This window comes from Halorientalis brevis (assembly GCF_023077655.1).
Genome location: NZ_JALLGV010000009.1, coordinates 47,095 through 66,098, shown reverse-complemented (window position 1 = coordinate 66,098; position 19,004 = coordinate 47,095). Strand labels below are relative to the sequence as shown.

The window sequence follows — 19,004 nt, the reverse complement described above, 5'->3', positions numbered from 1 at the left end:
TTCTGCCACCGTTTCGGGTCCAGTCAGACGATCCGGTCGAAGACGAGGTCGGTGTCCGGCGTGATCTTGCCCGCCGAATCCGGGGCGACGTCGGTGATCTGGACGTGGGGCGGATCGTGTTCGTCGATCGCGAAAAGCGGGACGAGATCGCCGACGAAGACGCCGCGGTTGGACAGGAGCGATTCGACCTGGCGCCGGTCGCCCGCAGACGGCGTCTCCGTCCGGGTCGTCGTGTACTGGACGTGGACTGTACTCGCGTCGTCGATCTTCGCCGGTTCGATCGTGATCGTGTCGTCGAGTTCGACGGCCGCGTTGTGGCGGACGACCGTGTCCATGAAGATCCGACCCGTGTGCCACTCGTCGGGGTCGGAGTGAGCCGCTCGCGCGTAGGTGATGTCGGTCCCCTGGATCTCGACGATGTCCCCGGGGCGACACCCGAGATGGAGGAGTGACGGCGCCCCGACCAGTACTGTCTGCCCGTGCCCCCGTTTCGTCGGGAGATCTGCAACGTCCAGTCTGACGCCGCGTCGGCGGCGGTTGGTGTACTGCGATGTCATCGGCGGGAGGCGTGCTCACGTCGCTACTTGCCGGCGTACAGGTGACACTGACGGGCAGTCGGTAAAACACCTTCCGTAGCCATCATGTCTTTGATATAACTACTCCCCAGTAACACGACGTGAGTGTCGTTTCTCGCACGCGGTTCACCGCAGTGAGTACGCGATGGGGCACCCGTTGCAACACACTATAGTAATCGGACTGTGAACTCTGCAACTAGTCCGCAACAACGCCGGCGACAGTGCGCCGGCTGTGACGTCAGGGGCCAGTTTGCCGTGACGGCCGTCAGTCACGGCGTGAGGCCATCACAGACACACAGCGACAACCAGGTGAGAGACGAGATGACGAATCGATCTCCGAGTACCAGGGGCGACGTGACGGCTGCCGAACCCGGACGTCCGGAGTCGCCCCGGGGAGCCGTTTGCCCGGCCAGCCAGCCATGACGCGCGTGATACAGAACGCCAGGGTGTTACAGGACGACTTCCTGCCCAACGAGATCGTCCACCGGCACGAGGAGGTCAATCAGATGTCGAAAGCCCTGGAGCCGGTGATCGACGGGGACAGACCCCAGGACACGTTCCTGGTCGGTCCCTCCGGCGCCGGCAAGACCTGTATCGCTCGCTATACGGTGGACAAACTCCAGGAGAAGGTCCTCGACATCGAGAGCCACTACATCGACTGCTGGCAGCACTCGAATCGGTTCCGGGTGCTCTACAAAGTGCTCGAGGGCGTCGGGACGTCGTACGACATCCACCGCTCGACCCCTCAGGACGAGATGCTCGCGCGAATCGAGGACATCGAGCACCCCTATCTGCTCATCCTGGACGAAGTCGACCAACTCGAAGACAAGGGCGTCCTCCGGAAACTGTACGCGATCCCGCAGGTGACGATGGTCCTGATCGCCAACCGGAAGCGCGAGGTCCTGTCGACGCTCGACGAGCGCTTACAGTCGCGGTTGCGAAGCAGCGAGTTCGTCCGGTTCGATCGGTACACGGAGACGGAACTGGTCTCTCTACTCGAGGACCGGATCCGGTGGGGGCTCACGCAGGACGCGCTCACGACGGCGCAGGTCGAACGGATCGCCGACGCGGCAGCGGGGAACGCGCGCGATGCGATCAGTATCCTCCGGTCGGCCGCCCGAAACGCCGATCACGAGGGGGCGGCCACGATCCGCGAGCAGGACGTCTCGAAGGCGATCCCCTCTGCACGCGAGGAGATCCACCAGAAGAACTTGACGAAGCTCAACGCCGATCAGCGCCAGCTCTACGAGATCCTCACCGAGACGGAGGAACTGTCGCCCAACGAGATCTACGAACGGTACAAGACCCGCATGGCAGAACCCAAGACGAAACGCACCGTGCGGACGTATCTCAAGAAGTTAGCGGATTACAACCTCGTTCGGAGTACCGGCAGCGGCCCCAGTCGCTCCTACGAGGCGATCGAACTGTAGCTTCCCTGGCACCTGTTCGTGAGACGTACCTGGTACTATAGCTCTCGTGATGCGTGTATGACGGCTACTGACGCCCGAATTTCCAGGACGGAAGCATCTCTCGGCACAACCGTATTACACACCCCCGTATTCTAGATCTCTTATACGAAAGGGCAGTTATGTCATAATTACGTCCATATATGGCAGATCCGCTCGCTGTTGTGCGGTCTACTCGTGAAACTGATCGGATATCGACGCGAGTGCTGAGACATATCGTGTTTGCACAATAACATTGATTGCCCTGTAGTGACGATTCGTGGTACGGTCACAGAACCGAGTGGACGTTGGGGGATCCAGGGGCCGTGCCTGCTGGATCAGTGGCAACGCATTCGACCGAGAGCGACGCCGTCTGGTCGTCCGCACAAAACCAGGCCAACAGATGACTATGCGTGATTCGAGCAGGACGCCGACTCACCACGAGATGAACGCGAGTATTGATAACGGAACGACGACGCAGACGTGGGACGGCGAACAGCCGTTCCACAGAGCGTTGTTCGAGACCCTCGAGTCAGCAGCGAACGTCGCGGTGACGGAGATCGAACCCGTCTACGAAACGATCGACGTCGAGTCACTCGAGCGATTCATCACCAACAGTTCCAGTAACGACATCTTCACGGCGTTCTCCTACGGCGGGTGTTACGTCGAAATCCAGGGGGACGGGACGATCACGGTCACTCCGTTCCGACAGATCGATCCGAAGTGACCCCCGCGATCGGTGGCCGACTCTCAGGGGTAGAATCTGGGAACGTCGGGATACTCGTCGGTTTTGCTGCGAATCGAGATGCCGTCACCGATCGCTCGGGGGATCGGCTCGATATCGTCGTCGGGGAGAGAGAGCGGCATGTGAATCCGTTCGACCAGTCCGCGCGAGAGGAGCGCGACGACCTCACCGAACGCGGCGTCGAGTGACCCGAGAAACGAGACCTTGTCCGGATCGACGTCGTCGAACCAGTGGTAGGTGTGGCGACCGAACTCGAAGATAACGACGTCCCACTTGAGATCCGTTCGAAGGGTCTCGAACACCCCGTAGTTCGACAGCGTTGTCATATCGTTCTCAAATAACTCGTGCCCACATTAGTATTCATCATATAATAATATAAATTAACCCTTCGCTGAGCGGGTATAGGTTGGCTAACGGCACCCGAGTGCTGTCGAACCGCGGCCAATGCAGCGATCTGACTGACCAGAACGCTCTCGGGCGTCGCACCCGCAGGCGGGAACAGGCAGTCCGAACGACTGCACGCTGTTCGTGAGTGCCCCACCATGAGTATTTCATCAGTCGTGGCTGCGACCGGGCCGAGTAGCTGGCACCGACCGAGACTGTAGCCCCCAGTAGCGGCCAGTCAATGCCTCACCGGCTCGAACGGAGCGGACCGACCGCGTTTTTTGTCGTGGTCTCGTATCCGAGGCCGTGCCGTCGTCTTTCGACACCGAGGCGGTTCTCGCGCGGACGGCCGTGCTGGGTCGCCGAGTGTACGCGACGATGAAGCGAGTCGACGTCGGCTTCATGGCGGGGAGCGTCGCCTATCAGGCGTTCATGTCGCTGTTACCGCTCATCGTCGTGCTGTACCTCCTCGTCGCGATGGTCGCCGGTGAGCAGTTGGCCGCGCGGGTGCTCGAACTCACCGAAGCGGTGCTTCCCACGGAGACGAGACAACTGCTCGCGACGGCCGTGAGCAGCCAGATCGCGACGACTGCGACGTCGATCGTGAGTCTCGCGATCCTGTTGTGGGGAGCGATCGGTCTGTTCCGGACGTTCCAGACGGCGTTTGCGAGGATCTACGAGACCACCACGAAAACCTCGCGCGTCGATCAACTGCTCGATGCACTGGTGACGTTCAGCATCGTCCTCGTCGCCACCCTTGCCGCTGCGGGGGCCGCGACAGCGTCCGTTGTCGTTCGGGTCCCGTTCTTCGACCTCGTGAGTGCTACCGTCCTCCTGGTCGGTCTCGTCGTCGCCTTCCTCCCGATGTACTACCTGTTCCCGAACACCGCGCTCCCGCTCCGCAACGCGCTCCCCGGTGCCCTGATCGCAGCCGGTGGCTGGACGCTCCTCCAGTGGACGTTCCAGCTGTACCTCCAGCACGTGTCGAGTCCGAACGTCGCCGGCGCGCTGGGAGCGATACTCGTGTTGCTCACCTGGCTCTACTACGGCAGCTATCTCGTCCTGTTCGGGGCGGTCGTGAACGCGTCGCTTGCCGGTCCACCACCCTCGAAGCCGTCCGCGGACGCAGTCGCTGACGTCTCGGAGGGTGGGTGAAGTCTGCAGCAAAAACGGCTCCAGGGTGGCCGTGCAGGGAGAACGAGCAGTGCACGGGGTATCGCAACGCGAGAGCGCTCCCTGTTCGTGACCGATCCACCACCGTCACTGATATTTCACGGGTGAGCGTCAGTAGCGTTTCTGCTAATTGGTATGAAATTTTATGCAAATCTATCTATATTAGTGTTCCGAGGTGTCGAGTATGCGCATGGGATCTTTCGGGCACGACTCAGGTGAGTCGGCTGAACAGACAGCAGTGACCATCGTCGGACCGAACCCGCCGAACCCCTGCTGAGACCCATGACTGAACAGCCATCACTCTCGGACTCACACAGGCGAATCCTCCGGTATCTCGAGAACAGCAGCGAGCAGATCACGCTGACGGCGTCGGTGATCGCGTTCAATCTCGACGTGCCGTCCGACGAGGTCGAGCGCTGTCTCGCGGAGCTTCGCGCGGAGGGACTGGTCCGCGTCATCGATACGGGCCCGTCCGTGTACCGCATCTCTCCGATCGGCTCCCGGTTGTGTCAGGACCTGTCAGACGAGTCGCCGTGACCGACGGATGGTCCCGTCGTCGACTCGCCCCTCGCCGGCTGCCAGTTCGACGCATCTGTCTTACGGGGCAACCCGACTGGCGTCCGGCAATTATCCGTTCTCGCGGCGGACACAGAGATTACAGCTGTCTGACGCATCTTTTTGATAGATGCCACTGTATACCATGAGACCCACACAACCATGCGACATCATCCCGTAGATTCCGTGCCAGGAGAGAGTCGGACTCGTGTGTCGGCGATGGTGATCACGCCATGAGCGGTCCGTCTTCACCGAAGCGATCGAGCGAGGGCGACCTCCCGAACGTCGGGACCCAGCCGTCGCAGTCCTCCACGGAGTTCTTCTCGGGGGAGCATGCGCACACCGACGCCCCGCGCGTCAAGCACGTCCAGAAAGAGTGGGGGCACCGAAACATCTACGTCCCCGACGCGCTCGACGAGGCACTCGACTCGGTCAGAGCTGACCTCGGGGACAGCGTCGAAGCGGAGTTCGGCGGCCAGATGGCCGTCACGCGCCATTTCTACCCAGTGCTGATCAAGTTGGGGCTCGCACAGATCAGCGACCTCTCGCCCGCCGAGTTCGCAGCCGAGGTCGAGACGATTCCGGGCGTCGGAGCGAACGAATTCACCGAATAACATGACCGACGAGTGGGTTCCAGTCGAGGAGGTGACAGACCAGCCCGCGGACAGCACGCCGCAGTTCGAAATCCAGACGTCCTATCGGTCGGCTGGAACGCACGTCGTGATCGGCACTGATTCGGCGGGGCCGATCGGGTCGGAGAACTTCGTCCAGGTCTCTGGCGCCGAGTACTCGCTGACACGGCACTTCTATTTCGAGTCCGTTGCCAGGGATCGGCTGACGTCGTTTGCTGATCGCCTCGTCCACGACGAGGCGTTTCGGTCACGCAGCCTCGCTGGCACGGCGGACTGGAAACAGGTCGCAGATATCTACGGGGAGGCCTCACGGCGAATCGAGGCCGTCTTCGAAGACCGGGGTCTCCTCACTCACCGTATCGGGCAGACGAGCGAGACAGACCGGTACGAACGCGCAACGGACTGTCTGCACGCGATCTGTGAAGACGCGTTCCACGAAATCGATCGCCAGGTGCGAAGCGACGACCTGATCGACGGGCTCGATACGTTCATCGCCGACTGTCTCGATCGAGCCCGCGAGGAAGCGGCGACGATCGCGGATCGCGCGGAGACACACCGGATCGACTGAACACAGGTCCCGCCGTCCTGCTGGATCGACGGGCGTGCATTCTCACTCACAGCTTCGACTGCGACCGCTCGCTCGCTGCTTCGGGCTCAGTCGGTCGAGTTGACGGGACCTTTGTACTTCGACTTGATCTGGTCGCCGTCACGCCACTGCCAGTAGTAGTAGCGGTTGCCGTTGATCTCCTTGACGGTGACCGTCGCTTTCGACGGAACGCCGTCGGGAGGATCGTCGGACTGCTGGTCTGACTGCTGGGCGGGCTTCTCGTCGGGCTGACTGCTCGACTGCCCGTCCGAGTCCTGCCCGGACTGCCCTGTCCGGTCCTCGTCACGACGGTCTCCCGGTGGGGTCGGCCGGCTCACACTGGCTGGTTCGTCACGATAGTCGGCGAGTTCGTCGGCGTACCTGGCGATTGCCCGGAGAACCACCGGTGACTGCTCGGCGAGCGTCCGCTCGATTTCGGCCGGGAGTTCCGCCGGTGGCGTCGGTGGTGACTCTGCCATCTTCGGTCTGTTACCCAACGTGAAGCCCACGACCATAGAGTTGTAGGGTGACACACTGGTCAGAACGCCGCTGTGTCGACTGCAGAGAGCGTGCGACCTTCGAGTCGACCGGGTTCGCTTCCAGTCGTGGACGCTCCCCCATCAGGCCTCATAACAGAAATAGTATATATTCAAACCACAGGCTAGCAGTGTCGACTATCATTTTTTCTACGAGTCTTGACGAGTGGGGGCTTGGCCAGATTTCATCCAGAGTCTGGATGCGAGTCGCTGTCGTCGTGCCTTCATTGCCAACTGACACAGCTGAGTATGAAATCAATCGCCGATTGAATGAGGGCCGTATTGCGCGACCGAAGCTAATCAAAAGAGAAATGATGACTAGAAATAGGATGTGTCTATCCAGATACAAGAAATCATTGCCTTGACGCTAAGCAGCTTCGGTAAGAGATGTCGACTGCTGTGAACAGCGTTGATTTGCGTCGAGGCAAGATAGTCACCATGAGACCGATGAGCCGTGAACAGAACTTCGTGATCATCCCCTTCGAAGAGGGTGAACGGTGTCATGACGCGAGGCGGACCTCGCAGTAAGCGAGTACGGTTGTGGGCAGGTATCTATGTCGGGATCTTCGGGACGGAAGACCTCGACGACGAAACAGATACAACTGACAGGACATCCGGAACCGTGAGCGAACACTGACGACCCGCGGCCTTCGAATGAATCGCCGTAGCGCTGACTCGGTTTCCGTCGAATAAATTGGCTTCATGTATTTTCTATCTTCACGGTCGTCAGCCACGCTGTGGCTGTCTCGATCACCGCTTTAGAATAGCATCACTCTGGCTCTTCCTCCGATAGCAACAGTGAGGTCAGACGGTCGGTCACATCGGCACTGACAGCACCCGCTAGCTGCATAGCTTCCTGTTCGTAGGTATCTAAACCGAGGACGTCGCGGAAGAACCACGACAGCGTGACGTACCGTTCATGAAGATCTGTTGCCGTCGTTCGTCCCTCACAGGTCAACGTTGCTCCATTATACGGCTCGTGACTAACGAGCCCTTTCGAGTCGAGTCGCTGTAGCATCTCTGTCGCTGCTGCGGGCGATTTCCCGACGGTGTCTGCTATTTCCCCTGGCGGAATTGGCGGTGACTGTTGCTGTTCTTTGATATACAGGACGAGTAAATAGTGCGACGCCCCAGTCATCGACAGCGTCGCAATCGATGAAGTGGGAACATCGACGACCTCGCAATCAAACTAGAACGTGCGATCCTGACTGGAAAGTCCCGTGAACAGGTCAGGTTCGCGTCCCGTTCCGCCATCATTCGTCTTCGGATGTCTGTGGGTTCCGCTTGCTGGAATCGGTTGTATACCTGTTTGCGGATCGTTGATCGATGATCGAGCTCTTCACCGTCTCATCTCTTTCTCCCGGGCCAAAGACACCAATATAGACGTCTGCCCACAGTTGGGCACGTCTACTACGTGGGCCAAACATACATGTTTTAGGCTAGCCTAAAAACAAATAACTCTACCGGATTAGGTTAGCCTAAACCATACCCTCCTCGAATCTTTAGGGTTGTCATTGAAGCTCTATAGCAGCGATCTGTCACTCTTCTCTGTTTTCTTCACAAGAGGCGGTAATACCGTGGCATGCGTTGCTGACTGGCCAGCAGGTTTAGGCAGTGCGAAAAGATCATATTCTATTTATATTGTCCCACATATTTGGAAAATCTGTTTCTGTGGACCTCTTCGCAGCCAATTTTAGGGTATCCGAAAGGCACAGATTTATTACATATTGGCACCTTTGTAGATCCGTTATGAGCGTTGAAAGCCTCGAACGACAAGCACGGAACTACCTGAGTAACAACGTCCCACAGATACAGGAACACGGTGGGCACTTCGAGATCGAGGACGCCGACACTGAAAGCGGAGAGGTGACGGTCGCTATCGGCGGCGCCTGCTCCGGATGTGGCATTGCACCGATGACAATGAAGGCGATCAAGCACCGCCTGCCAACAGAGGTAGACGACATCTCGAAGGTGACTGTCCGACGGGCCGGCGGGCCGCGGGCAGCTGTCATGCCGTCGATGATCGACGAAATGGAAGAAATGGAAGAGTACGAAGACTACGACCCGGCGTTCTGAAAAAGGCCAATCGCGACGGGACCGACACGTGGCGATGTTTTGGATGGGCAACCGTCCTCGAGTCTCCAGTGGGGTGTTATTTTTTCACCGACCACTGATATGAAGGGCTTCAATCAAATTGGGTTTTTGGGGAAGGGTCATCCACCTCGCCTACTTGGGGGAATACGAGCCATCAATCACGATTCCAAGAGGGGACACTACTTCTCCCCAGTCTCTTTGTTGTCGAAGAAAGTCATGTCGAGACGCTGTATCTTCTCGTCGGCGTCGGTCCGAATGCCGAACATCACCCCGTGGGCGAAGAAGTTCATCGCCACACCGCAAACCCACGCCAGTAGTGCCGACAGCAGCAATGCAGTCCCGGCAAGTCCAGTAGAACGCCAGAACTGTGCCGCTGCCTCCGTGGGCAACCAGGTCTGAGGGACGAGCGGTAACGCGTACTCGCTTTCACAAGTAAATACGGCGTCGATGGCCGTACCGATGACGAGCGGCGTGACGAGCGTCGCGGCGTGTGTCCCGATGCTCGCAAGCAGTCCAAGCACGAGCTACCGCGAATGGGAGTGTCCGTACTGCCTGGACAGCCCCGTCAGTGGACTCGTGACTTAGTCGCGATATTCGTCGCTGAGCCCACCCGGATCAGCACTGGCCTGACTCATGCCGTCGACGCGTCGGCTGGCGGTTCTTCGCGTTCCGTTCCGTCATCCGGATCAGTTGCCATCCCCCCGTCGATCGGTCGCAGTGGCGTGATCTGTGGACTCCCGTTCGCACAGGAGACGGTCGCTTCGATTTGGAACACCTCCGCGAGGAGGTCCTCCGTGACGATCTCGCCGGGTGGGCCGCGGGCGAATATCGAGCCGTCTCTGAGCGCAACCATGTGATCGGCGTGGCGCGCCGCTTGGCTGATGTCGTGAAGCACGAGGACGACAGTGATGTCACGCTCGCTGCGAAGGGTTTCGACGACCTCCATCACCCGGAGCTGATGCTGGAGGTCGAGGAAGGTCGTCGGTTCGTCGAGCAGCAGCACGTTCGTCTCCTGGGCGAGTACCATCGCGATCCAGACGAGCTGTTTCTGCCCGCCGCTGAGACTCCCCAGGTCTCGGTCCCGAAGGTGTGTGACGCCAGCCAGCGACAGCGCGTCCTCGACTGCCGTTTCGTCCTCGTCGGTCACCGACTCGAAAAAGCCACGGTGGGGATACCGGCCGTGATACACCAGATCCTCGACAGTGAAGCCGTTAGGCACGATGTTCTCCTGGGAGAGCAAACCGAGGTTCTGCGCGAGTTGCTTGGTCCCCATCTCGGCCACGTCCTGCCCATCGAGCAGGACTGTGCCAGCGTCGATATCGAGTTGCGTCGCGAGTCCTTTCAGAAGCGTACTCTTCCCCGAACCGTTCGGGCCGACGAGCGCGGTCACTTCCCCTGGCGGGACAGCCACGGACTCGTCGTCGATAACCGGCTCGTCGGTCGAGGGATAGCCGATGACCAGCTCGTTGCCATCAAAAGAGGTCCCACGGGTGCGATCTGTCGCCGTCCGGGCTGTCGGGTGCTCGCGCATCAGACCTCTCCCAGTTGTTCCTGTCGCCGCATCAGATACAGGAAGTACGGCGTGCCGATCAGGCCGGTCACGATGCCGACGGGTATCTGCGTCGGACTCAACGCGAGTCTCGCCCCCACGTCGGCAGCGACCATCAACGCCGGGCCGGCGAAAACACAGCCCACGATCAACCGCTTGTAGTCGCTTCCAACGATACTCCGGACCATGTGCGGGACGATCAGGCCGACGAAGCTGACGATGCCCGCGACGGCGATGCTGGCCGCCGCCGCGAGGACCGCGACCCCCGACAGCGCGAATCGGACGCGTTCGACGGACATTCCGAGCGACTTGGCAGTCGACTCCCCGAGCAGGAGGACGTTCAACTGCCGCGCTCCGCCGAGAGAGAGAGCCATCACGACGGCTGTCCACGGCAGGATCATCCGCACCTGTGCCCAGTCGACGCCGGTGAGCGAGCCGGTCGTCCACGCGATCGCCGACTGGACGACGCCGATGTCGTCGGCGAAAAAGAACAGCGCCGTCTGCAACGATCCGAACGCCGTCCCGACGATGACGCCCGCGAGGATCAACCGGACTGGACTCGTCCCGTTTTTCCACGCGATGAGATAGACGAGCAGGAACGCGGCGGCCCCACCCACGGCGGCGATCAGCGGAAGGAGAGTTGCCAGGCTCCCGAAGATCACGAGCGTGAGCAAGATTGCCAGCCCGGAGCCCGAGGAAACCCCGAGAATGAACGGACTCGCCAGTTCGTTCCGGGTGACTGCCTGGAAGATCGCCCCGGAGACGGCGAGGTTCATCCCGACGAACACCGCGACGAGCACGCGCGGGAGCCGGATGTTCCAGACGATGAGACTCTCCGTGTTCATCTCTGGCACTGCTTCACCGAGCAGGAAGGCGTCCCACGCGTGTGGGTTGAACAGCACGCTCGGATTGAACACCGCCTGCCAGGCCTCGACGATAGTCATCGAATACGCACCGAGACTCACCTGGACGAGCCCGCCAGCGAAGACGATGCCGACACTTCCGAACACGAGCGTCACCATCGAGCTATCGAGCCAGCCCAGTCTGGATCGAGCGGACGAGCGTCGCTTCTGCTGTGAACGCGAGACGGGTTCGTCAGTCATCGCCAGCCGTCACCTCACCAGTGTCGAGATACGCTTCGATGACGGCATCGTCGACTGCATCCAAGACGATTTCGTCGTCTACGTGGGCAGCGAGCCGGCGCTGTCCGCGCTCGGTTCGCGTCGCGATGTCACTCTTCGAGACGTACGTTTCCAACGTCGCGTCGATGACCGCCTCGCGCACACGTTCGATCGTCTCGCTGTCCCGGTCTAACCCATCGGGGACGCGCCCGTCGAACCACTCGCGCCACGCATCGCGGTCCTCCCACGTCTCGTCCAGTTCAGCCTCGCGACGGAGCCAGTCAGTGGGTTCCGCAACCTCGTCCCAGTAGCCGTCCTCGCGACGAACGTCGGCGATCAGATTGCGGCCGACCGTCGCACCGTGGCCGGCGGCGATGATCGCCTGGTCACCCACGCCAGCCAGCGGGCCGGCGACGTAGAGCCCGCCGATCGGCGTTCGGCCGTCGTCGTCGGGATAGTCGCGGTCGAAGAACTCCTCGGCCTCGCCGTCGTGTTCGTACGTCTCGAACATCGCGTCCGATGTCCCAAGTGGGCGGAGGTACTCCGCGTCGTACTTGGCGGCCGCGACGACGTGATCGGCTTTGACGACGCTATCCTCCTGTGTCTCGACCCGGAAGCCAGCGTCAGTCCGCTCGACCGATTCGACGAGGTCCGGCACGAGGTCACACCCAGCCTCAGTGACGTGGTCGTGTATGAGGTCGTAAAACGACTCGACGTCGATGCCGGCCGGGAACCCGAGGTAGTTCTCCAGGTAGGCACACCGCTTGAGCGAGGAGCGACCCCGATCGAAAACAGCCGTCTCGAGTCCGTAGCGGGCACAGAAGACGCCGGCTGAGCACCCTGCAGGACCGCCGCCGACGATGACGACGTCGTAGCTGTCTCGTGGCTCTGCGGTCGTGGCTCCCTCGTCTGTCATGCGTCCTCCGAGAGTTTCGAGTCCAGTTGGCGGGTGACGAACTCGTCGTCGAGCAGCGAGTCGGGGCCGGTGAAGTGGACGACCGTGCCGTTCTCGACGCGGAGCCACTCGTCGTTCCCGTTGCCTGCCAGGGTCACGGTCTGGCGCGCGTGGGGGAGGCCGTTCGCCCGGCGCTGGTCGGTCGCTTCCCGGACGCAAGCAACTTCCACGGCACCCTCCTCGACCGCAGAGACGACGAGTTCGTGCCGAGTCAGCGCCGGATCCAGTTCCCGCATCGCTTCGCGGTAGCGACGTGCGACAGCACAGGCCCGTTCGGCGTCGTCGTACGACTCGAACCGGGCGTCGGTCACTGGCTCGGGCTGGACGCCCGAGTCTCGACAGGCGACGACGAACTCGCCGTCCGACGTTCGGAGCTCCTCGATGCGGTCGCGTGCGATTCCAACCGTTTCGGCGAGGGACGTGGTTTCGTCGCAGCCATCCGTTGGTACGGGCACGACCTACACCTCTCCGTTGATGATGTCCGCGACCCGCTGGCGGTCGAACAGCTGATTCTCCTCGGGAACGTCGAGGGGTGCGTCCAGATCGAGCTCACCGAACTCCTCGGGATAGAACAGCCGTGCGGTCAGCTCGGTCTGGAAGGCGTTGATGAGTGGTCCTTGCTCTGCCGTCGGACCAGGAAGCACGCGCCCTTCCTGGACTGCGGTGAGTTTGCTTCCGACGTCGTCGTTCTCCATGGGTTCGACGAACTTCTCGCGGAACTGAGTGGCGTCGAAGGCGCCGTCGCCACCGGATGTCACCGACCCGGTCGTGATTCCCCAGTGCACGACGATCACGTCGGGATCCACTTCCAGCATCGTCTCGTAGTCTGTGAGTCCGTACTGGCCGGTTTCCACACCGGCGAACGCGTCTGCGTCGACCAGTTCGAGGTCACGGTACGGCTTCATCTCGTAGCCGTTATCCTCCAGGTAAAGGACGTAAAACTCACCTTTCTCCGGGGTTGACCCACCGTTTATCAGACCAATCGACGGCGTCTCTCCGTCTGCTGGGAGCCGTGACCGAAGGTCGGACTGCATCTCCTCGTGGAGTGAGAGCCACTCGTCGGTACGGGCTCGTTCGTCGAGAACCGTGCCGACGGCGTCGAAGGCCTCCAGCATCGACGGCGCCTTCTCCGGATAGTCGAGTTTCTGTTGCCACTCGCCTCTGATCCGGCGATTGTAACAGCCGAAAAACGGTGCGACCTTCTCGGCGATCTCGGTCGTATCAGCCTCATTCCAGTTGTCGTCCCACGCCCCGAGCAGATTCGGATCGATGAGAAAAGCGTCCGGATCGCGTTCGTACATCGTCTCTTTCGACCAGCCACCGTCCTGCCAGAGCGCCGGCCAGTCGGCGTCGTAGTCGACGTCGAAGCGATCGTAGAACAACGTCGGCGCGCTGTAGCGATCCGTTCGGAGTTTGTCTGCCTGGCCGAGCGATACCACCATGTCAGCCCAGCCCATGTTATATGTCGTCACCGACTGTGGAACCCCGTCGAACTCGACGTCACCGACTGGGAATAGATCGGCCGTGTACGTTCCCGTCTCCGGCGTGTGCTGCACGCTGTCACCCTCACCGAGCAGCTCTGAACAGCCAGCGAGTGCGCTCCCGCCGATGACCGTGGCACCTACCTGAACGTATTTTCTGCGTGTAACGTCACTCCCGCTTTGTCGTCCCATAGGTTTAGGCCAACCTAAACATACATACCGCTTTCGAATTTTTGGTCGGCCTAAAACACAGTAGTTGGTATTGCGACAGGTAGGAGATCGAGACAGCCGGAAGATTACCGGACAGTCAGTCTCCGCCAGGACCGTCGGTGATCGAGGGCATGTCGGCGACGTCGTCGTTGGAATCGAACTGCTCGTGGGCGAGCGTGATCTGCCAATCGGCCAGGGTGTCTGCTCCGTCCGCTTTGCCGGCCGCTGCCGTCGCTAGATCGTTACACCCGGGTTCGAGAACGGCAGTCGCGTCGGCCATTCCCTCGACGTTCGATTCGAACGCCGGCGTGGGGTCGAGGTCCTCGAACTTGCCGACGGCATCGCCGAAGTCATCGGCTGCCTCTCCGTACTCGGACATGGCAACGGAGTAGTTTCCGAGGTTGTACGCCCTGACTGCATCCCAAAGGTGAACCAGCCCGTCGATACCTGGATCGAACGCCTGCTTCATGTCGTCGATAGTCTCGATCTCGGCTCGCATCTGTTCGATCTTGTCGGAGACAGCAGCAGCGTCGAGCGGCTCGACCGAGCGCGCTGCCGACGCATCGATCGTCGCTTCGAGGTCGTCGAGTGCACGCTCGGTGTCACTACCGATGGCAACTGCCGCGTCGAGATAATCACCGAGCGTCGAGTGCGCCTCCTCGAAGAACTTGTCCCTAACGTCCTCAACCCACCAGTAGGCCGTTGCAAGGCGCTCTTGTTCTCGTGCTATCGTCTCCAGGAACCGTGCCATCGATTCGAGCTCTGCGATTGTCTGTTCCTGCTTGGGTGTCGATCGACTCGCTGCTGCCCATCCGAGCGTTCGGTCGGCGTCGTCGATAGCGGCGAGAACCTCGTCGTTTTTAAACGGATAACTCGCCGCTGTCACGTCTGCAAGTGCGTCTTCGTCTCCCTCGGTGAGAAACGCCGAATAGGCAGCGGCGAGCGCGTCCTGTGCAGCCGCAATATGTTGCGCCGTCGAATCCGTCTCTGTGGCGTCCGCAGACGATTCGATTCCCGTTTCTGACGGCGCGTCGGTCGTCTCCGTGTTCCTGGCTGCTGAATCTGTCGCCGTCGGCGTGTCAGTCGCTGTCTCGGTCGCCGTTCCAGACGTCGATGCCGTCGTATTTGTCGCCGTATCCGACGGAACCCGTGAACTCGCCGCTTCTGAACAGCCCGCTACTGCGACAGCCGCTGCTAGACCGAGATATCGTCGTCGATTGATGCCATCCTGCTGATTCGAGTTCCCTGCCATGATTTTTAGGCTGGCCTAAATCAATAAAGAACCTTCGAATTTTAGGTTGGCCTAAAACCCCGTCGTCGTGGGGGGTCTAGTAAAATCGCAGTCAGGACGGCTGAATCGTCGCGAAAACGCCGACGTACCGGGCTACCCCCTGACTTAGCGCCTCACCTTCATCGGTTGTTCAGCGGAGATGAATGGGTCGCCGTCAGCAGCGAACGCCACGCCACCGCGCTCAGTTCGGCACACCCGCCACACAGGCAGTTCCGGGATGTCGTAATCCGCCGGGTCGCGGTAACATCCCGCGATGGCCCACGTTCTGGCTCGCACGGTCAGAACGCTCCGTTGATGATGTCCGCAACCTCCTGGCGGTCGAACAGCTGTTCGTCGGCGGGGATCTCGGGATACGGCCCACCGTCGGAGATAGGCCACTCCCCGAACTGCTCGGGATAGAACTGCTTTGCACTCATCTCCAGCTGAAAGAGGTTCAGAATCGGTCCCTGGTAGCGCGCACCCTGCGGAAAGACACGGCCGTTCTCGACCGCAGAGATTTCCGAGGCGATGGGATGCGATGCGAGCGTCGCCCGGAGTTCGGTCATGCTCACGTCCGGCTGCATGCCACTGAGGAAGAGTATCACGTCGGGGTCAGCTTCAAGGAGCGCCTCGAAGTCGACATTGGATCCGGATTCGAGCGACCCTCCGAAGGCGTCGTGCGGTCGGAGGGGCCGGATGTGCGACGTGAGGAACCCGGGATTCCCCGTCGTGTACGCCCAGATTTTCTTTTCGACATCGGCGGCGGTGAGCAGCACCACGCTCGGACGCTCGACTTCCGGCGGGAGTCCGTCTTCGATCGTCCCGATAACGTCGGCATGGATGTTAGCGAGTGCCTCGTAGCGCTCCTCTTCGCGGAACACTTGTGCGACCTTCTCAAACTGCTCCCACAGGCCGTAGTACTCGTAGTCACCATCCCACTCGTCGATCGGCTCCTGATGACGGGCGCTCAACGAGTTGCCGAACCACGGGGCGATCTGCTCGCTGACCTCGTCGACATCGTCCATGCTCCACTTTTCGAGTTGCACCACTGACGCAGGGTCAGCCAGGTGGACGTCGCTGTCGAGGTCGTAGAGTTTCTCCTTGCTCGTCTGCCACGACGGATACAGGTTCGACCAGTCCAGCGAGACGCCGGGGAGCCGCGGCGTGAACTGGTTCCACGTCGCGTGATAGTACTCCGGCCCGTTGAGCGCATTGACGTCGTCGCCGCGGCCGAGCGCGAACGCCATGCCAGCGTGATGCGACAGCCGCGTGAAGATGCTCCGGGGCACCTCGTCGAACTCGACGGTGCCGACGGGTGACATCGTCACCGTATATGATTCCTGCCCTGAGTTGGCCGTCCCCTGTTCTGACCCGAGCAAATCCGAACAGCCAGCGAACGCGCCACCGACTGCCAGTGCACCGCCGTATTTTACGTAGTCTCTACGCGTCGGTCCATCGTTTTCTACCACGTCTCGTGCCATTGGCTTTAGGCTCGCCTAAACATACATACCACTTCCGGAATTTAGGCTGGCCTAAAGAATTATGAGTGAACAGATCGCTCGGGAGCAGACAGCGCAACCCTGGTCGAGAGCGGTTAGATGAGGGGGCGGCCACAGCCCGGACACATCGGTGGGTGTGCCTCACCGAAAGTCTGACCGCACTGCGGACACGACGTCTCGTCCGAGTCAGGACTCGTAATTTCCTCGACGATGCTGGGCGTTTCAGTGACGATCGTCTCATAGGTCCCGATTTCTTCGTCGAATTCCGGTGGTGACTCGTCGAGTTGGTGGAGTGCGAACGTCGCCCGAGTAGCAACGAACTGGCCGTCTTCACGGCAGGCCAGGAGGGACTCAGTTGCTTCCTCGACCGCATCCGGATCCGCTCGTGCAATCAGTCCGAGGGTTTCGGCTGCCCGGCCCCGAACGAATGGGACGTCGTCGTCGAGTCGGTCTCTCAGTTCGGGTTCGACGGCAGCCACGTAGATTGGTTCAGCAGTCGCGACGACCGCGAGCGTCGTCGTCAAATAATACCGAACCAAGTCCTCCTCGTCAGACAGATGCTCAGCAATATCGCTAGTCATCGTCCGGAGTGGTGCGGGATCACCGAAGGAGATGCGACAGAGTGCTTCACTCACGTAGTGACGAGTTTCGGTTCGATCCAGTGAGAGGGCGTTCAACAGTCGTGCGATTATCGTCGTCGTGTCCACGGCTTCGGGCGCCGTTTCGGCAACGTGGCCGAGTGCTTGTGCAGCCCTGCCACGGACGTAATAGAAGTCGTCAGAGAGGGCATCAGTGAGTGTCGAGCTGAGGTCGGCCACTGCGTTCGGTTGTGTCGCAGCGATGGTGGCGAGAACCTTGACCGCGGTGAGCCGTACCGAGCGATCACCCCCTGAGAGAACCGCTTCGAGCGTCGGGACAGCGGGTTCTAGAACGGCAGGCTCCACCTGTGCGACGGTTTCGAGTTTTCGAAGGAGCGTCTGCTGTGTGTCAGCAGGGAGCTTCAGCAGTTGCGGTATCGTGGCTGAAACGGCTCGTTGATCACCGTCAGTTAGTACCTGCGAGATGTCACGATGGATGTCTTTCACGTCCAGGCTCTCATCTTCGACCATCGTTCATTCCTGGTGGCACCGTTTGCTGGCTGCGTGATAGTACGTGCGGCCGGAAGCGCTCCAACCCATCTACCCGTGTTGGAAGGTTGGATCAGGCTCGACAGTGCCACAATTCAATGATAGCACGTGAGTATCCGCCTTCAGTTTTCGGCAGCCAGCAGTCGGGGACACCAGTTCAAACCCGAAGATAAGTATCGTTTCGACAGCGACACGCTAAGCGCTCCGAGGTGGGCCAAGTATGTGAAGTAGCGGGCCTACCATCGGTCGCAGTCTAACGAACCAGAGAATCCCACCTCGTTAACCCTCCGTATCATCGCCTCAGAAACCAATAAACAACTGGCTGACAGCCATGCAAACTGCGGATGTTCCCCGCCAGGTGCCCGAACTGCTACGCCAGTGGAGGATACTACGTTCGACGTACAGCCGAGTCGCGTGCAATCGTGATCCCAACTGCGTACTGAACGGATGCGGTATCCGCGTGTTCTTTCGGTGGTGGCCAGGCAACGATGCGTATGGGAGAGAGTAACTTGCGAGACGAGCAGGAACCGCTGAAGACCGAGTACGAGGAGAATCCGGACGCGGCACAGATCACGCTGACCGCGACCGGCGAGGAGCAAGACGACGTCCGGGCCTGCAACGTCGATCTCGGCCGGTCGATCTACGAGGCGGAACTCCACGAGGGAGCGGGCGGGCCAGGGGCTGCAGCCTGCTCTGGCGACCTGTTGCTCGGCGCGCTAGCGGCCTGCTCCCAGTTGACCGCCCAGGCCGTCGCAAAGAACTTCGGCGAAGACGTCGACGTCAGCGTCGAGGTGAGCGGTGATCTGGACCTCCGCGGGACGATGGGCATCGACGACGACGTGCCGGTCGGGTTCGAGGACGTTCGACTCGCAGTCACCGTCGACGGCGACCTCGACGCGGAGACGCAGGCCGCTCTCCAGACGTACACGGAGCGATACTGCGTAGTGTATCAAACGCTGCAAACGCCGCCACCCGTCGAGACCAGCTGGGAATTCACTGACGCGAACAAATAGCCCCGTTCGATCCTCGTGACGCGGTTCGCTGCAACGGGCGGCGATGACGACGGT

Annotated in this window: 21 protein-coding genes; 8 read left to right on the top strand and 13 right to left on the bottom strand. The window is 60.7% G+C overall.

Annotated features, from left to right (window positions below; genetic code table 11):
* Nucleotides 1–23 precede the first annotated feature (23 nt).
* Complete coding sequence (locus MU553_RS20160) at nucleotides 24–557, bottom strand: hypothetical protein (protein ID WP_247381085.1); 534 nt, start codon at nucleotides 555–557, stop codon at nucleotides 24–26.
* Nucleotides 558–994: 437 nt separating this feature from the next.
* Here MU553_RS20160 and MU553_RS20155 point away from each other — a divergent pair, with 437 nt between their 5' ends.
* Both MU553_RS20155 and MU553_RS20150 read left to right on the top strand, forming a co-directional pair.
* Nucleotides 995–2,005: a Cdc6/Cdc18 family protein gene (locus MU553_RS20155; protein ID WP_247381083.1), complete on the top strand. Its 1,011-nt coding sequence runs from the start codon at nucleotides 995–997 to the stop codon at nucleotides 2,003–2,005.
* 460 nt (nucleotides 2,006–2,465) lie between these two features.
* Nucleotides 2,466–2,747: a HalOD1 output domain-containing protein gene (locus MU553_RS20150; RefSeq protein ID WP_247381081.1), complete on the top strand. Its 282-nt coding sequence runs from the start codon at nucleotides 2,466–2,468 to the stop codon at nucleotides 2,745–2,747.
* A gap of 23 nt (nucleotides 2,748–2,770) precedes the next feature.
* On the opposite strand, the gene MU553_RS20145 is transcribed toward MU553_RS20150, so the two are convergent.
* Complete coding sequence (locus tag MU553_RS20145) at nucleotides 2,771–3,091, bottom strand: hypothetical protein (RefSeq protein WP_247381080.1); 321 nt, start codon at nucleotides 3,089–3,091, stop codon at nucleotides 2,771–2,773.
* 364 nt (nucleotides 3,092–3,455) lie between these two features.
* Between MU553_RS20145 and MU553_RS20140 the strand changes: the two genes are divergently transcribed.
* The 4 genes from MU553_RS20140 (at nucleotide 3,456) to MU553_RS20125 (ending at nucleotide 6,077) form a co-directional block, all read left to right on the top strand.
* A complete protein-coding gene (locus MU553_RS20140) occupies nucleotides 3,456–4,304 on the top strand; it encodes a YihY/virulence factor BrkB family protein (RefSeq protein WP_247381077.1) in 849 nt (282 codons plus the stop codon).
* 300 nt (nucleotides 4,305–4,604) lie between these two features.
* On the top strand, nucleotides 4,605–4,859 hold the full coding sequence (locus MU553_RS20135) for a MarR family transcriptional regulator (protein ID WP_247381076.1): 255 nt from the start codon (nucleotides 4,605–4,607) through the stop codon (nucleotides 4,857–4,859).
* A 251-nt stretch (nucleotides 4,860–5,110) separates the two neighbouring features.
* Nucleotides 5,111–5,491, top strand: coding sequence for a DUF8160 family protein (locus tag MU553_RS20130; protein ID WP_247381074.1), 381 nt, complete (start codon nucleotides 5,111–5,113; stop codon nucleotides 5,489–5,491).
* Between the two features lies 1 nt (nucleotide 5,492).
* Nucleotides 5,493–6,077, top strand: coding sequence for a hypothetical protein (locus tag MU553_RS20125; RefSeq protein WP_247381072.1), 585 nt, complete (start codon nucleotides 5,493–5,495; stop codon nucleotides 6,075–6,077).
* Nucleotides 6,078–6,163: 86 nt separating this feature from the next.
* Here the strand turns inward: MU553_RS20125 and MU553_RS20120 are convergent, their stop codons facing one another.
* Nucleotides 6,164–6,574, bottom strand: coding sequence for a DUF6788 family protein (locus MU553_RS20120; protein WP_247381070.1), 411 nt, complete (start codon nucleotides 6,572–6,574; stop codon nucleotides 6,164–6,166).
* Nucleotides 6,575–7,400: 826 nt separating this feature from the next.
* Nucleotides 7,401–7,769 carry a metal-dependent transcriptional regulator gene (locus MU553_RS20115; RefSeq protein ID WP_247381069.1) on the bottom strand — a complete coding sequence of 123 codons (369 nt, stop codon included), beginning with the start codon at nucleotides 7,767–7,769 and terminating at the stop codon, nucleotides 7,401–7,403.
* Nucleotides 7,770–8,380: 611 nt separating this feature from the next.
* Between MU553_RS20115 and MU553_RS20110 the strand changes: the two genes are divergently transcribed.
* Complete coding sequence (locus tag MU553_RS20110) at nucleotides 8,381–8,707, top strand: NifU family protein (protein WP_247381067.1); 327 nt, start codon at nucleotides 8,381–8,383, stop codon at nucleotides 8,705–8,707.
* Nucleotides 8,708–8,904: 197 nt separating this feature from the next.
* On the opposite strand, the gene MU553_RS20105 is transcribed toward MU553_RS20110, so the two are convergent.
* From MU553_RS20105 to MU553_RS20065, 9 genes are all read right to left on the bottom strand, one after another.
* Nucleotides 8,905–9,246 (bottom strand): ABC transporter transmembrane domain-containing protein, encoded by a 342-nt coding sequence (locus MU553_RS20105; RefSeq protein ID WP_247381065.1) that lies wholly within the window; start codon nucleotides 9,244–9,246, stop codon nucleotides 8,905–8,907.
* Nucleotides 9,247–9,356: 110 nt separating this feature from the next.
* A complete protein-coding gene (locus tag MU553_RS20100; RefSeq protein ID WP_247381064.1) occupies nucleotides 9,357–10,256 on the bottom strand; it encodes an ABC transporter ATP-binding protein in 900 nt (299 codons plus the stop codon).
* On the bottom strand, nucleotides 10,256–11,296 hold the full coding sequence (locus tag MU553_RS20095) for a FecCD family ABC transporter permease (protein WP_379815118.1): 1,041 nt from the start codon (nucleotides 11,294–11,296) through the stop codon (nucleotides 10,256–10,258). Before MU553_RS20095 ends, MU553_RS20100 begins: the two co-directional genes overlap by 1 nt.
* 73 nt (nucleotides 11,297–11,369) lie before the next feature.
* Nucleotides 11,370–12,311 carry an NAD(P)/FAD-dependent oxidoreductase gene (locus tag MU553_RS20090; protein ID WP_247381059.1) on the bottom strand — a complete coding sequence of 314 codons (942 nt, stop codon included), beginning with the start codon at nucleotides 12,309–12,311 and terminating at the stop codon, nucleotides 11,370–11,372.
* A complete protein-coding gene (locus MU553_RS20085; protein ID WP_247381057.1) occupies nucleotides 12,308–12,805 on the bottom strand; it encodes a DUF7552 domain-containing protein in 498 nt (165 codons plus the stop codon). Before MU553_RS20085 ends, MU553_RS20090 begins: the two co-directional genes overlap by 4 nt.
* A 3-nt stretch (nucleotides 12,806–12,808) precedes the next feature.
* Nucleotides 12,809–14,023 (bottom strand): ABC transporter substrate-binding protein, encoded by a 1,215-nt coding sequence (locus MU553_RS20080; protein ID WP_247381053.1) that lies wholly within the window; start codon nucleotides 14,021–14,023, stop codon nucleotides 12,809–12,811.
* A gap of 115 nt (nucleotides 14,024–14,138) precedes the next feature.
* Nucleotides 14,139–15,293 carry a hypothetical protein gene (locus MU553_RS20075; protein ID WP_247381051.1) on the bottom strand — a complete coding sequence of 385 codons (1,155 nt, stop codon included), beginning with the start codon at nucleotides 15,291–15,293 and terminating at the stop codon, nucleotides 14,139–14,141.
* Nucleotides 15,294–15,610: 317 nt separating this feature from the next.
* The gene (locus tag MU553_RS20070; protein WP_247381049.1) at nucleotides 15,611–16,792 is read right to left on the bottom strand and encodes an ABC transporter substrate-binding protein; all 1,182 of its coding nucleotides are present in this window, start codon (nucleotides 16,790–16,792) and stop codon (nucleotides 15,611–15,613) included.
* Nucleotides 16,793–16,905: 113 nt separating this feature from the next.
* Nucleotides 16,906–17,919 (bottom strand): HEAT repeat domain-containing protein, encoded by a 1,014-nt coding sequence (locus MU553_RS20065; protein ID WP_247381047.1) that lies wholly within the window; start codon nucleotides 17,917–17,919, stop codon nucleotides 16,906–16,908.
* Nucleotides 17,920–18,431: 512 nt separating this feature from the next.
* Between MU553_RS20065 and MU553_RS20060 the strand changes: the two genes are divergently transcribed.
* Nucleotides 18,432–18,950 carry an OsmC family protein gene (locus MU553_RS20060; RefSeq protein WP_247381045.1) on the top strand — a complete coding sequence of 173 codons (519 nt, stop codon included), beginning with the start codon at nucleotides 18,432–18,434 and terminating at the stop codon, nucleotides 18,948–18,950.
* Nucleotides 18,951–19,004: the final 54 nt, after the last annotated feature.